Genomic DNA, 13,935 nt, shown 5'->3' with positions numbered 1-13,935 from the left:
AGCATCATTTTCTTATTCAAGCCTAGCAAAAAAATCATATTTGTCTGGCAAAAGAAATATCATTACTCTTTAAAGTTGACATTTAGTTTTTATTCCAGCTAAATATTTTCGAATATCTTTTTCCAATTTATCGGGGTATGGATAACCTAGTTTTTTTGATAAATCAGTTCCAATTTGAGATACGAGGTCTGCCATTGCCAATAAAGCCTTCCAATTATCGCCTAAATTGCTTCCTGAAAATGTTTCTTCTATTTTTGCCCATATTTCTGAGGTTAGATACTTTTTAAAGAGTCTTCCGTATTTATTAGTTGTGATATTCCAATTATGCTCACTCGAAATATACCATTCGATTAAAGGAATCAGATATTCTGTACGTATAATGGTCTCCGACATAAATTTCGCATAAAATATGTCCTCTCTTGCAAGACATTTAGCTACATAGGTTGTATCCCACCAAAAATCGTTAAGAATAACCTTAAACTCTTTTTCAGATGGTCTGCTTATAATGGAAACCCGATAAGTTGGTTTTAACATTTTCTTTGTAACACCATCTTTATCAAGAAGAATTTTATAGCCGATATCCCAATCTTCAGGTAGTTCTTTTTGCTGGGTTTCTTCTACAAATTTTGATATACTGTATAGTTTAAAATCTACTTTAACACCATCATCATACAAGACCATTTTCATGGCGTGTTTATTGTCGAAACAACTTTCATCTTCTTCAACCATCGCTATTGGATTTCCGAAATCAAGTGTCCAATTTTTATTTGAAACGTAGCTTACATTACTCTTAAAAATAAATTCAATATCTAAATCACTGAATTCGTCAACAGGAGCTGATGGATTTACTAGTGAACTAGTTAATAAGAGTGCTCTTACATCTTCGTTTTTTTCAGACCACTCAATGATGGCCTTTAATTTTTGCGCTCTGATTTCCATTTTATGCAAGGCGGTATAATGTTTTGGATATTGCATTCAGGCCTAGAGTTTATAAACTACTACTCAATAGAATGCCATGGTTCAAACTTAGCAAAAATGTTCAACGCACCGATTGTGATAATGGTATATTAGCGGTTCGTGCATTAAACCGAACAGTCATTCTATTTTAAATACCTTAAGTACCGGAGCAACTTTTGTCTTTCTTTTGATCTTATTATAAAAGATTAACCTTTGAAAGCTTTGCCCCCAAACCTTTGAGTGAAGCATAAGTTAGCTTATCCATTGTTGCACCTTCAAAGCAAATCGTTTTGATGGCTTTGTAATATTTATTGGTAAGGGCAAAGGTAGAGCGGAAAGATACGTTTTTAAGTGTTGCACCTTTAAATGTAGCTTCATTAAGTGCTGCGTTGTGGAACAATACCCCTGTAAAAGTCTGACCATCTAAGCTAAGTCCGCGCAGATCGGAATAGTCAAAATCTACCCCGTCAAACACGCAATTTTCAAAAATTGTTTTCCTCAAATCGGTCTTGCTTAGTTTTACATCGGTAAGTTTGGTATTGCTTATTTTTGCCCCAGCCAGTTCTAAAGCATAGAATTTTGTACGCACCAAAATGGCCTGATCAAAATTAGCAGCTGTAAGATCAGTAGCCGACAGGCTACAATCGGTAAGGTTTGCAGCTTGAAAACTAGTTTCACGTGCGTCGCTACCTAGAAACGAACTGCCAGTCAGGTCAGCGCCGGTAAAATCTGAGCCACGTAAATTACTCCCGTTAAATTTCAACTTATGCGCAATAACACCAGCAAAATCGGTTTTGGCAAGATCGTTCCCGCTAAAATTGGTCAGCAGCTGAGGTTGATGTGAATCTGTTAAACCGTTTACCTCTGGTATTGTCTCTTCAACCGTAATGATGGCATTTGGAGATGAGAGGTTTTCTGAAAAATAGTTAAGATCAACATTCAGAATCTTAGTGAGTTGGTTCAGTGTAATAATATCTGGCATTGACTCTCCCCGCTCCCATTTTCCAACGGCCTGCGGGCTTACAAATACATGTCCAGCCAATGCTGCTTGAGACATGTTTATTTTTTTTCGTGCTCCGGCAATTTTATTGCCTATCATTTTTGAATCCATAGATACTGTCTTTTTTTATCTTTCGACATGACAAAGGTAGTTGGTCAAATAATTGGATTCAATAAATCACCCGCTCATTTTAGTTGTAATTACACTACTTATTGTTACTTTTAAGCAACAATTAGTTGTATTTAACTCACAAGTGAACTCCTAAAAGGCTTAATCCAAAATTCTGACGTAATCAGAAAGAAAATTTTAGGACGAAGATAAACACCTAATGTATGGAACATAACATTAAGAACGTTCATACCTCAAACATACTTTGTACAATCAACAGATAAGCTTATAGCCCACTCCCCTTAAACTGATGATCTGGATTTCTGGCTCACTTTTCAGCAGCTTCCGAAGGTGTGCCATAAAAACATCCATACTGCGGCCGTTGTAAAAACTATCTTCGCCCCATATTTTGATCAAAGCATCCTCCCGTTCCAAAATGTTATTGCGGTTTTTCAATAGTAATTCGAGCAGAACGGTTTCTTTATAAGAAAGTGAATATTCGTCTACAGATGTTTTTAATTTTTGGGCGATGGGATCGAGTTCACAGTTTCTGAACTGGTATTTTTTATTCGCGTCGTTTTCATCCTTATTCACGGGGCCAAATCTCTTTAAAAGCGATTCCATCCGCACCAGCAGTTCATCAATACTAAAGGGTTTTTTAAGGTAGTCGTTACCTCCGTTTTTAAACCCCATTACCACATCTTCGGTAAGGGCTTTGGCACTCAAAAAGATAATTGGAACATTGGGATCTGATTTTCTGATTTCAGCTGCCAGTGTATAACCATCCTTTTGAGGCATCATAATATCGAACACACAGATATCGGGTTTTTCTGCTAAAAATTGCTTCCAGGCAAGTGCTCCATCGGCAGCAAGTTTTACCTCGTAACCACTGCTGGTTAAACCATCGAGTACTATCCGCGCCAAAAAAGGCTCATCTTCAGCATATAAAACCTTAATTTTCTTCATACAATGGTAAAATGATCATAAAATTACTTCCTTTTGCTATCTTGCTCTGCAATGCAACACGTCCGCCGTGGAGCGATACCACCTGTTTTACATAGTGAAGCCCCAGGCCGGAACCCTTCACATTATGTATATTATCCTGGTTAAAAATCCTGAAAAAGCGTTCAAAAACCTGCTGATGATAAATTTCTTTAATCCCCGGACCATTATCTTTAAAGCTAATGGTTAATTCATGATCAGCAACACTGCAAGACACCTCAATTCTGGATTGTGCAGGTGAATATTTCAATGCATTATCGATCAGGTTATAACATACATTAGCAATATGCATAGCATCACCTTTAATAAAATAGGGTTCATCAGCAGGCACAAGTATAAGCTCCATATTTTTCTCGCGCACCTGGATATCCATAGAAAGCATTACCTGTTTAAGTAAAGATTGAATATCGATCAGACTGAATTGCAGTTTTGTTCTTCCTATATCCATCTGCTCCTGTTTAAGCACCTTTTCGATCATGGCCTGTAAACGCTGCAATTCGTGACGACTTATATTGATGTAATTCTCCAGCTTTCCGGGTTCATCAATTAAATGATATTTGCTGATCGATTCAAGTGCAACAGCAATCGTTGAGATCGGGGTTTGGAGCTCATGCGTCATGTTACTGGTAAAACTCATTTTCGCCTGCGCATAAAGCTGCTGGTTTTTCATCAGCCTGATCAGCAGGTAAAAGGCTGCTGCCGTAAGCACCAGCATCATAAACGACGAAATAAGGTAATACTTCATCTGATAAATGACCAACCAGGTTATGGTTGGAACCACTAGCTGGTACCTGTTCTGAAACTTAAGATTATAAGTATATTTCCCACTAACGAAAGCAGATGAAGCATTAGAAATCGCCTTGCCTTTTACCAATTTCCCGACAGAATAATCGTAAAGTGCATAACTTCTATCGATATGAAACCCCAATAAATCCAGGCGATGGTTCACCAAACTGTCCATCACTTTCAGGTCGCGCTGATCTTGCAACAAAACTTCCCGTTGTGATTTGCCATTGGTAATGGTGGTAGAGCGATGGCTCATTTTCTTTTTGAGATCGTTCAGGAACGACATTTTCATTTCCACCACAGAGCTATCATTGGTAATTCCATAATGGAACTGGCTACGCAGGTTATCCACCTTTAGGTCATCAAAAGCCTGCCTGAGCGCTAGCCACTCCGGCGAAAGGAAAAACTGCTGAAAACGGATGCTTTTCTCGTGCCCTTTGGCAATACTCTGATAGGTTATCTGCCTCGAAGCATCACTAACGATGGATTCGAGTACCGTGGCAACGGATTTCTTTTGCGCCATATACAGTTGCCGTATCCATGCACATTGGAGGCAAAGACTAATGATCAGTGTAATTACCGCCAAAGGAAGAACATATCTGGACGTAAGCCATTTCATCCCTCTAAATTGAACAAATCATTTTATCAATGGAAGAATGAGCGCAAAATTTAACCATATTTAACTGAGATTAACCTTGCTTTACATGCTGGACGTTTAGTTTTGAAACATGAAAAAGTTAATCCTTGTCCTTCTTTCCCTTTTCCCCCTTATTACTTTGGCGCAATTACGTAAAGGTTTGGTAACCGATAAAAACGGCGAACCGATTGATGGGGTAAGCATTAACCTGCGTCGTGCAGACTCGACGTTAGCGGTCCAAATTTCAAAAAATGGTTTGTTTAGTTTCCAGCAGTCTTTAAAAGGCAATTATATTTTAATGTTGAAAGCCGTTGGATATAAGGATATAAGCAAACTGATAAATTTACCGATGGATTCAGTCACCCTAATGATGATCAGTGACGATAAGACCCTGGATCAGGTAACGGTATCGGCTTCAAAACCGCTTATTGTAAGAAAAATAGACAGGGTAATATTTAATGTCGAAAATAGCATCGTGGCAAGTGGAGCAACAGTATGGGATGCGCTTAGTAAAGCACCTGGCGTACAAACACGTTTTGATGGCGGAGTAACGGCAAATAATAAAAACGTGGTAATTTATATGGACGATAAGCCAATCAGATTATCTGGCGAAGATCTGGCTACTTATCTTCGTAGCTTACCTTCGGATAATATTGCAAAAATAGAAATTATTGCTAACCCCACCGCCCGGTATGATGCTCAGGGTGGTGCAGTAATCAATATTATTTCCAAAAAACCAAAAGGCGACGGGTTTAACATCGTACTTTCAAGTGCTTACACACAATCAACGTATGGCAGCTATAGCCCGAGTATGGTATTCAACTACCGCAAAAACAAATTGAATGTTTATGGCAGTTATGGGTATAACCGACGTAAAAAAGACCATACCGAAAGTGAATACATCATTTATAATGCTCTGGGTAGTTATTCTGATTGGAGGAATGAAAAATCAGGCTTGCGCCAGGGAAATGCTAATAGTTATAAAATTGGCGCCGATTACAACCTTAACGATAAACAGGTGATCGGTGTTTTGATAAATGGTTACAACGGCAGCAACAGCAGGCCGAACAATATATTAACTACTGTTATTAATAATCATGCAGTTATGCCTGATTCTATCTTACATACCCAAAACTTTTCTAATGGAAAAGCATATCAGTATAGCTTTAATGTCAACTATAAAATTAAATTGGATACGAATGGCAGGAATATTAATGTAGATATTGATTATGTACCTTATCAGAACAAAAATAGCCAGCAGGTAGACACATATGGAACACTAGGTAGTGGTAGTTTGCTACCCGATAGTTATCATATCTTTACACCTTCCAATCAGAATATTGATATCTATTCCGGAAAACTGGATTATACCGATAAGTTCTGGAAGAAATGGACATTTGAATCGGGCCTGAAATACAGCAGTATCCGTACGCGCAACAATTTTGATTTTTATAACAATCCGGCTGGCGGTCGCGAATTGATACCGAATCGCAGCGACCGGTTTGAATATGCAGAAAATGTATCGGCCATTTACGCCAGTCTTGCCGGAGATTTTGGCAATTGGAGTGTTGAAGGTGGTTTGCGTGGTGAATATACACGTACAAATGGCAGATCGATCGTATTGAATACCAACAATCAGAATAACTATTTTAAGCTTTTCCCAACACTTTTCGTGGTTTATAAAATGAATAAAGACAATGAAATCAATTTCAATTATAATTCAAGAATCAGTCGGCCCGAATACTGGAGGCTTAACCCTTTTAAATCCTATACAAGCCCGTACTCTTATTTGGAGGGTAACCCGGCATTACAACCTGCCTTTATTTATAATAGCGAACTGGGTTATACCTATAAACAAGAATATAATATTTCATTCTATTTAAGGCGGACGGCTGATTATTTTAGCAATATTACAGTTCAGGATAATACCTCAAAATTCTTTTACGATACCCAGAGAAACCTGGATCTGAGTCAGGAAATAGGTTTTTCAGCCTCCTTTCCCAACAAGCCGGCTGCCTGGTGGGAAATCAACAATTATGTTCAAGGTTCTTATCGCCTGGAAAAATCGGGATATTTACAGGCCCGTTACGATTACCGTGTTTGGGGTATCTATTTAAGTTCTAACCATGCCTTTACCATTAACAAGGCACAAGGACTGAAGGCCGAAATAAGTGCATGGTATTCTTCCCCAACCATACAAGGTATTTACCATATTGCCCGGCTGTATGATGTAAGTGCAGGGCTACGTAAAACATTACTAAAAGGTCAGGGAACCCTCAGGCTTGCTGTAAACGACATTTTTTATGGTAATGCCTATCGGATTGACGTTGATTACCAGAACCAAAAAAATGGTTTTACTGAAAAAAGTGACACACGCAGTGTTACTTTAAGCTTCTCATACCGATTGGGTGGTAACCCAGCTGCCGTTAGAAAAAGAACCTCGGCAAGTGAAGAGGAAAAAAAGCGTACCCAGTAGAGATATCGTTTTCTATAATTGCATTTTTTTTCCAAAAAAGGCGATAAAATCAGGTTATATTTGGTCAATTGAAATTGTAGATCGACAAAAACGGATAGTACATTTATAAAAAAGAAAGCATGAAAGCAATTGGATTTAAAACATCACTGCCCATAATAGAAAATGAAAGTTTTATCGAATTTGAAACAGCTGTTCCACAACCTAGCGGACGCGATATATTGGTTAAGATAAACGCAATCAGTGTAAATCCGGTAGATTATAAGGTACGCCAGAACAGTGCTAAAGATACTGTATTGGAAACGCCGAAAATAATTGGCTGGGATGCGACCGGAATAGTAGAAGCAGTTGGAGAGGCAGTTACTTTTTTTAAGCCTGGTGATGCAGTTTATTATGCTGGCGACCTTACCCGCAGCGGGAGTAATGCAGAATATCAATTGATAGATGAACGAATCGTAGGCTTAAAGCCAAGTACACTTAGCAATGCCGAAGCTGCCGCTATGCCTTTAACCGCACTTACAGCCTGGGAATCGTTATACGACCGCATCCGCATTAACGAGCAAAAAGATAAGGGCAAAAGTATACTCATTATTGGAGGTGCTGGTGGTGTGGGTTCAATTGCGATACAAATTGCCAAAAAAGTAAGCGGCTTAAAGGTAATTACCACGGCTTCGCGTACAGAAACCAAGGAATGGTGCAAAACGATGGGCGCCGATGTGGTGGTTAACCACAATAATCTGGTTGAAGAAGTACGTGTGGCAGGTTTTAAGGAAGTGGATTTTATTCTCGATTTTGTAGACCTGAACAGTTATTGGGATGCCATAGTAGAACTGATTAAACCTCAGGGACATATTGTTTCCATTACTGGCTCTGCCGCTCCTATTGCGCTGAATAAGTTAAAAAATAAAAGTGTTACTTTTTCGTGGGAATTGATGTACACCCGTTCGATGTATCAAACCGATGATATGGACGAACAACACCATATTTTAAATAAACTTACCGAGCTTTTTGATAATGGTACGCTTAAAACTACCTTGAATACTACATTGAAAGAATTTACTGTAAATAACTTAAAAGAAGCGCACCGCTTATTAGAAAGTGGAAAAACAATTGGTAAGGTTGTAATTGAATATTAGGGATTATCAAATGACGCACGATTTTAACGTTATGTTATATAACCTTAATGGCCTGCACTAAGCCAGAAACAAGAAAAGGCTACTCCTTTCGGAGCAACCTTCCCGTATCTTTGATAAAATAAAGTGAGCGGATTATTTTTTTCCGCTCATATCCATAAAAATAGATCTGATGCCTTCAAGAAGTTCTTTTCTCTCGCTTGCCAGCACCAGTGGAAACCATTCGTCGGTATGCAATTCTACTACATGCTCGTGAATCAGGTAATGCCTGCCAGATCTTACCCTTCGCCGATTGCCGGAAATTACTGTTCCAGATAACATTTTGATTATAATTTTCGTAATTATCCTAATGTATTTGGGAGAATCCTCATATTTACAATCAATAAAGAGAATCCACAATCCGTTCATCGTATTGTATTGTATACTTGCTTTCATTTATGAAGCTTATTAAAGATGACTACTTAGGAATACCCGTTTTATAAACTAAAGCCCCAGGCAATTCTGAAGCCAACAAAGTTGTTCGTATGGTCGCAGTGATAGAATTTGCCGTTGCTTTCATAGCGTAACCCTGCATCGATGTAATTATTGTTGTGCAGATAAAATATCATTCCTGCCTGCGGTGCGTATACAAATGCAGCCTTTTTTCCCTCAACACAATTTGTTTTATTTAAAAGGAAGGAAAAACCTATTTCCGACTGCAGGTAAAGATTACTTCTGTAAAAATATTTTAAACCTGCTTTAACTGGTACTAACTGTAAATCATCTACCAGATGGGAGTAATTGCCCGTTACAAAAATGTTGTTGAATCCGGTATTTACCGAGGCATATAAAATGCTTTCAGTAATAGGAAATTCTGCCTGAACGGAAACACCAAGCGGTGCCTCGTACTTTTTGGCCAAATAACCAGTGGCTAAACCTGTTTCGATACCTACAGAATACCGGATACCAGTACCACTATAAACCTGCGATTGTGCTTTGGCGCTTTGAAAAGCAAACAATGGCAACAGTAGAGTTAATGCGTTAATTGTTTTCATGATTTCAAAATTTTGTGAATAGAAATCCATCACCATAAAACATGTTTACGGCGGATTGTTTAAAGAAGTACTATAAAAAAAAGGGTTTACTGAATGGTAAACCTTAAGGAGATATTGGTTTAAGATAAATTAAAATACCTGCAGCAGCTTAAGAAATAGACCGATTGTTATTTCTTGGCATAGTGTGATGCGCTACAGTTTCAGAAACATTTTTTTCTATGTTATTATGGCTTAATATTTCGTTGTATTTTTCGAGCAGCTTAATGTATTTATTCATCCAGAAGTACACAGAATTTGCATCACCTTTGGTTTGATCCTCCGTATGTGCATCAAAAGCCTCATGAAGGTAATGACTATTTTTAGAAAAAGTTTCGGGTAACTCAACAGAAAAATCGTGACCGATTACAGTACCTACTTTCCAAATAATTTCAGGATTTAGACTTTTCTGATCAAACCAATTGTAAATAGTTCTTCTACTTACATTTAATTTTCGGGATAATTCACTTATTCCCATTCTGTCTCTGCGTACAACACGCTCAAGAACTTGGCCTATATTTAAACTCATAGCAGTTAATTTAATTTAAAATAAAACCTTTAAATTCCATCAACAATCAGGGACGACTATTACTATTAATGCAATCTAATAATTATTTATCGAAAAAAAATATAATAATTTTAATAGGGTGTTTTTACGGTAATTAATTGGCAACCAACAGATCTAATTCTTCAAACCTTGAGTTATTACTGACATAATCGGGTATAATTTCTTTCATTTTCTTTACCATATTCAGATCGTTGCCATCGTTATTCAACACAATCAAGTCTTTAATAATCTGATTAACGTACAAATAGTTATAAGCTACTTTCTTCGATATTTTAATTTTTGGATGATGGGTAGGTATAATTTCTTCATCTATAAGCAAAAGTTCTTCATATAACTTCTCCCCTGGCCTTAAACCTGTATATACAATATCTATATCTACATAAGGTGTTAAACCGGCTAATCTGATCATATTTACGGCCAAATCGACAATCTTAACCGGTTTTCCCATATCGAAAAGATATATTTCTCCTCCTTTGCCCATTGCCCCAGCTTCCATTACCAACTGAACTGCTTCTGGAATAGTCATAAAGTAGCGGGTAATCTCCGGATCGGTTACTGTAATAGGTCCTCGTTTTTCTATCTGGCTTTTAAATCTTGGGATTACAGAGCCATTTGAACCCAAAACATTTCCGAAACGGGTAGTTACAAAGCGGGTTCGTGAAGCTTGGGTGGTAATTTCGTCTGTTGAAATAACTTCCGGACTGTTTAGCGATTGAATATAAATTTCGGCCAAACGTTTGGATGCACCCATTACATTTGTTGGCTTAACAGCTTTATCGGTAGAGATCATTACAAACTTTTCTACGCCAAATTCTACTGATATATCGGCCATGTTTTTAGTGCCCAGTACATTGGTTAAAATAGCCTCAGCTGGATTATTCTCCATCATAGGAACATGTTTATAAGCCGCAGCATGGAAAACAATTTCAGGTTTATAAAGTTCAAATAACGTTCTGATCCGGTTTATATTCTGCACATTGGCCATAAATATCTTTACATTTAAGTTCTGGAAGTTATCTTCCAGTTCGAGTTTTAAATCGTGAAGCGGTGTTTCTGCCTGATCGCAAAGGATTACCGATTTAGGATTATACTGTAAGGCCTGCCGAACAATCTCCGATCCGATGGAACCTGCAGCGCCTGTAACCAAAATACATTTACCACTTAAATCTTTCAGGATATTCTTGTTATTGAGCTTAATTGGTTCACGTTCCAACAGATCTTCAATTTTCAGATCGCGTAATTGGTGCGAATCTAACTTACCATACAGCCATTTATCTGATGGTGGCACCATAATTACTTTAATCCCCTTATTAACACAGATATCGATAATTTTCTTTTTGTTTAAAGTGTTTAGCGCATCTTCCGCAAAAAGTATCTTTTTTATATTGTGTTTCTCTTTTAATAGCTCAACAGAACAAGAATGGTATACTTTTTTCTGCTCAAGGTATTTATCAACGCGGTCTCGGTTATCGTCAATAAAGCCGATAATATTCAGATTAGAATCTTCATTCTGTTCTATTGCGTTCTTGATCAAGATTGCTTTTTTTTCCGATCCGTAGATCAGAATATTCTCTTTAGCTTCCGATTTGAGTTCTTTAAAAAAGAAAAATACTCCTTTTACTAAAATACGCATAAGAATCAGCAGCGATGAGGAGATAAAAAAATTCAATATCAATGCTTTATCCATTAGATGCCAAAGCAACTGAAAGCGTTGCGAAAGTATTTTATTTACACCAACAAAGAGTAAGCTGGTTACAAAAACTGCAAGGAAAACCCTTAAAATATCTTCGGTATTGGAATAACGGATAATACCGGTGTGTATTCTTAAAGAAATAAAAACACCTGCCGCGATGGAACAATAAAGGGCCACATAAATAGCATTGCCTGAGTTAAAAACCTCGGTATAGTTTAATGTATTCGTTAATACAATGGATATAAACAATGTCCATACAACGATCATCTGATCAATCAATAAAATTAACCACCTTGAGTGTGCTTTATCTGGAAAGAAGAACTTTTTCATAATTGAGAATCATTAAATGTTTGTTTAAAATTTATTGAGGTATCATTCTATAAAGGGGAAAAAAGTCAGCATTTGTATGTATTTGGTTACCCGATTTTTCTACTAACTGGTTATAAACAGCTTTATTGGCAATAAAACGCCAACTGTAATAATCTAAAACCATATTCGAAAAGCCCAGTTTCCATTCTAAGAGCGAATCTTCTTTATAACCAAGCCCACCACCTAAATGGTAGTATTTCATCTTCCATTTACGACCTAACTCACTAATTTCATCAACCAAAAATTTAGCCGGAGAATTTTTAAGATAATGCGCATTAGTGGCAATTAAGTGCCCCTGTATAATACCATTAGTACACATAATGATACTGCCACAAACTAAATCATCGTTTGAATAAACCAAGATTAACTTACAGTCGAATTCTTTGGCCCGAACAAGCTTCGTAAAGTATTCTTCAGTAAAAAGATAAAAATCAGTAGCACTAATACGGTTCATATTAGATTGATAGAGCTTTGTGAAAGCAGCAATATCTTCCTGAGCGGTAGTCTCTACAGAAACATAACCAAACTTTCTACACTTCTTAATGCTATCTCTTGTTGTTTGCCTATACTGTTTCCGTTGCTCTTCAATACTTTGTTGTAAGTTAATAACAACCGTTTTTCCATTTTCATATATGCTATCCGTTTCTTGTAACAGAATATTTTGATCAAAAAAAGGATGAAGTCTAGAGAAAACAGAAACATAGCTACCTTTATATAAAAATGCTGAAAAAGCTTTTAGAAAATTTCTTTTCAAGCGCTCACTTGTATCGCTAAATTTAAGGTTGGAAATCGGACCGGAATAACCATAAACGCAATGTAAATCGTAATATGGTGTGTCTTGAATTGCGCGTTCTAATAAAGGTATGGCGATAAAATTATTAGCTTCGCAATACACAAATAAAATGGGTCTTCCGTTGCTTGCCATAGCATGGTAGTGCCAGGTATGATAAAAATCATAATCGGCAGCCAAGCTAATATACTTTACCCAATCATCCTTTTGTGTTAAAGTTAATTGTAAAGTAGTGCCACTCGCGTTATTTTCAATTAGCATATCCATTTATTAAGAGAGTTTAATAATTAATTATGAAGCAATTACAGGACTACGGTAGAGTGGAAAAAAATCAACAGTCGAAAAGGGATCAAGCGATCTCTCGCTGAGGAGTGTATTGTATAATTCGTTATTGGCAATATACCGCCAACTATTAAATTCGAAGCATAGATTAGAGAAACCCATCTTCCAGCCGAATAGGGTGTCTTCTTTAAAATTAACACCACCACCCAGATTAAAATATTTATAGCCCAATTGCCTACCAATTACTGTAATTTCATCGGTTAATAACTTAGCTGGAGATTCGAACAGATAAATAGTTCTGGTAGCTAAAAGGTGCACTTGCATAATTTCTTTGGTACAAACTACAATGGCCCCCGATATGGCTATTCCATCCTTATACACCAAAAAAAGCTTGCTATCAAATTCGTCAGAAGAAAGTAGTGCAACGAAATAAGCATTATTAAAAAGATAATGATCTTTGGCGCCTATTCTAATCATATTTTCGGTATATATTTCAGAAAATATGCTTGCATCATTAATATCGGTAGAAATTCTGACTTCATAATCCCGCTTTCGCAGGCGTCGGATTTTTTCTTTTACACTTTTTCGGTAGCCTGCCCGCTGACTTTCAATGGTGGTGGTTAAATCAATCACAACCGTTTTCCCATTGGCGTATACCCCTGAAAACTTCTCCATTAACCTTTCCTGATGAAAAAACGGATGTAATCTTGAAAAAACAGTTACATTTTGGCCAGTTTTAAGAAACGCTATGAATGTATTTTTAAAACGTTCCATAAAATCATCATCAAGTGCATTGAAATCCATGTTTGAAATGGGGCCAGTATATCCATAAACCGATGTAAAATCGAAAAAATCGGAACAGGGAATATTCCTCTTTAAAAGCGGAAAAGCAATGTAATTTTCGCCTTCCTCATATACAAACAGTATGGGAAAACCACTTTTATCTAAGGAGTGGTAATACCAGGTGTGATAAAAATCGTAATGCAAAGCGCGCTTTACATATGTAGACCATTCTTGTTTATCATCAATTGTAAGAATCTTTCTCATTTTGAGCTATTAAATTTGGG

General features: G+C 37.1%; 12 protein-coding genes. 2 read left to right on the top strand and 10 right to left on the bottom strand.

Annotated elements, in window-relative coordinates:
• Positions 1 to 69: 69 nt before the first annotated feature.
• From FHT21_RS07930 to FHT21_RS07915, 4 genes are all read right to left on the bottom strand, one after another.
• On the bottom strand, positions 70 to 939 hold the full coding sequence (locus FHT21_RS07930) for an AadS family aminoglycoside 6-adenylyltransferase (protein ID WP_167295518.1): 870 nt from the start codon (positions 937 to 939) through the stop codon (positions 70 to 72).
• Between the two features lie 214 nt (positions 940 to 1,153).
• Positions 1,154 to 2,056, bottom strand: coding sequence for a pentapeptide repeat-containing protein (locus FHT21_RS07925; protein WP_208398888.1), 903 nt, complete (start codon positions 2,054 to 2,056; stop codon positions 1,154 to 1,156).
• A 282-nt stretch (positions 2,057 to 2,338) separates the two neighbouring features.
• Positions 2,339 to 3,031 (bottom strand): response regulator transcription factor, encoded by a 693-nt coding sequence (locus tag FHT21_RS07920; protein ID WP_167294160.1) that lies wholly within the window; start codon positions 3,029 to 3,031, stop codon positions 2,339 to 2,341.
• Complete coding sequence (locus tag FHT21_RS07915) at positions 3,018 to 4,472, bottom strand: HAMP domain-containing sensor histidine kinase (RefSeq protein ID WP_167294159.1); 1,455 nt, start codon at positions 4,470 to 4,472, stop codon at positions 3,018 to 3,020. The genes FHT21_RS07920 and FHT21_RS07915 overlap by 14 nt, the downstream gene beginning before the upstream one ends.
• Positions 4,473 to 4,581: 109 nt before the next feature.
• On the opposite strand from FHT21_RS07915, the gene FHT21_RS07910 reads away from it, so the two are divergent.
• Both FHT21_RS07910 and FHT21_RS07905 read left to right on the top strand, forming a co-directional pair.
• On the top strand, positions 4,582 to 6,966 hold the full coding sequence (locus tag FHT21_RS07910) for an outer membrane beta-barrel protein (protein WP_167294158.1): 2,385 nt from the start codon (positions 4,582 to 4,584) through the stop codon (positions 6,964 to 6,966).
• Positions 6,967 to 7,085: 119 nt separating this feature from the next.
• Positions 7,086 to 8,099 carry a zinc-binding alcohol dehydrogenase family protein gene (locus FHT21_RS07905; protein WP_167294157.1) on the top strand — a complete coding sequence of 338 codons (1,014 nt, stop codon included), beginning with the start codon at positions 7,086 to 7,088 and terminating at the stop codon, positions 8,097 to 8,099.
• Positions 8,100 to 8,231: 132 nt separating this feature from the next.
• Here the strand turns inward: FHT21_RS07905 and FHT21_RS07900 are convergent, their stop codons facing one another.
• The 6 genes from FHT21_RS07900 to FHT21_RS07875 all read right to left on the bottom strand — a co-directional run bounded on the left by FHT21_RS07900 (position 8,232) and on the right by FHT21_RS07875 (position 13,915).
• Positions 8,232 to 8,531, bottom strand: coding sequence for a hypothetical protein (locus FHT21_RS07900; protein ID WP_167294156.1), 300 nt, complete (start codon positions 8,529 to 8,531; stop codon positions 8,232 to 8,234).
• 41 nt (positions 8,532 to 8,572) lie between these two features.
• Positions 8,573 to 9,130, bottom strand: coding sequence for a hypothetical protein (locus FHT21_RS07895; RefSeq protein WP_167294155.1), 558 nt, complete (start codon positions 9,128 to 9,130; stop codon positions 8,573 to 8,575).
• 148 nt (positions 9,131 to 9,278) lie between these two features.
• Positions 9,279 to 9,695 carry a helix-turn-helix domain-containing protein gene (locus tag FHT21_RS07890; protein WP_167294154.1) on the bottom strand — a complete coding sequence of 139 codons (417 nt, stop codon included), beginning with the start codon at positions 9,693 to 9,695 and terminating at the stop codon, positions 9,279 to 9,281.
• A 133-nt stretch (positions 9,696 to 9,828) separates the two neighbouring features.
• Positions 9,829 to 11,757 (bottom strand): nucleoside-diphosphate sugar epimerase/dehydratase, encoded by a 1,929-nt coding sequence (locus FHT21_RS07885; protein WP_167294153.1) that lies wholly within the window; start codon positions 11,755 to 11,757, stop codon positions 9,829 to 9,831.
• A gap of 31 nt (positions 11,758 to 11,788) precedes the next feature.
• Positions 11,789 to 12,853, bottom strand: a complete 1,065-nt coding sequence (locus FHT21_RS07880) for a GNAT family N-acetyltransferase (protein WP_243853901.1) — start codon at positions 12,851 to 12,853, stop codon at positions 11,789 to 11,791.
• A 24-nt stretch (positions 12,854 to 12,877) separates the two neighbouring features.
• Positions 12,878 to 13,915 (bottom strand): GNAT family N-acetyltransferase, encoded by a 1,038-nt coding sequence (locus FHT21_RS07875; RefSeq protein WP_167294152.1) that lies wholly within the window; start codon positions 13,913 to 13,915, stop codon positions 12,878 to 12,880.
• Between the last annotated feature and the right edge of the window lie 20 nt (positions 13,916 to 13,935).

Source organism: Pedobacter sp. SG908 (assembly GCF_011759615.1).
Lineage (GTDB): Bacteria > Bacteroidota > Bacteroidia > Sphingobacteriales > Sphingobacteriaceae > Pedobacter > Pedobacter riviphilus.
This window is presented reverse-complemented; position numbering and strand designations above follow the sequence as displayed.

Excerpts from the sequence above, each read along its gene's own strand:
- FHT21_RS07930 (WP_167295518.1), bottom strand. The coding sequence starts at position 939 with ATGGAAATCAGAGCGCAAAAATTAAAGGCCATCATTGAGTGGTCTGAA.
- FHT21_RS07925 (WP_208398888.1), bottom strand. The coding sequence starts at position 2,056 with ATGATAGGCAATAAAATTGCCGGAGCACGAAAAAAAATAAACATGTCT.
- FHT21_RS07920 (WP_167294160.1), bottom strand. The coding sequence starts at position 3,031 with ATGAAGAAAATTAAGGTTTTATATGCTGAAGATGAGCCTTTTTTGGCG.
- FHT21_RS07915 (WP_167294159.1), bottom strand. The coding sequence starts at position 4,472 with ATGAAATGGCTTACGTCCAGATATGTTCTTCCTTTGGCGGTAATTACA.
- FHT21_RS07910 (WP_167294158.1), top strand. The coding sequence starts at position 4,582 with ATGAAAAAGTTAATCCTTGTCCTTCTTTCCCTTTTCCCCCTTATTACT.
- FHT21_RS07905 (WP_167294157.1), top strand. The coding sequence starts at position 7,086 with ATGAAAGCAATTGGATTTAAAACATCACTGCCCATAATAGAAAATGAA.
- FHT21_RS07900 (WP_167294156.1), bottom strand. The coding sequence starts at position 8,531 with ATGAAAGCAAGTATACAATACAATACGATGAACGGATTGTGGATTCTC.
- FHT21_RS07895 (WP_167294155.1), bottom strand. The coding sequence starts at position 9,130 with ATGAAAACAATTAACGCATTAACTCTACTGTTGCCATTGTTTGCTTTT.
- FHT21_RS07890 (WP_167294154.1), bottom strand. The coding sequence starts at position 9,695 with ATGAGTTTAAATATAGGCCAAGTTCTTGAGCGTGTTGTACGCAGAGAC.
- FHT21_RS07885 (WP_167294153.1), bottom strand. The coding sequence starts at position 11,757 with ATGAAAAAGTTCTTCTTTCCAGATAAAGCACACTCAAGGTGGTTAATT.
- FHT21_RS07880 (WP_243853901.1), bottom strand. The coding sequence starts at position 12,853 with ATGGATATGCTAATTGAAAATAACGCGAGTGGCACTACTTTACAATTA.
- FHT21_RS07875 (WP_167294152.1), bottom strand. The coding sequence starts at position 13,915 with ATGAGAAAGATTCTTACAATTGATGATAAACAAGAATGGTCTACATAT.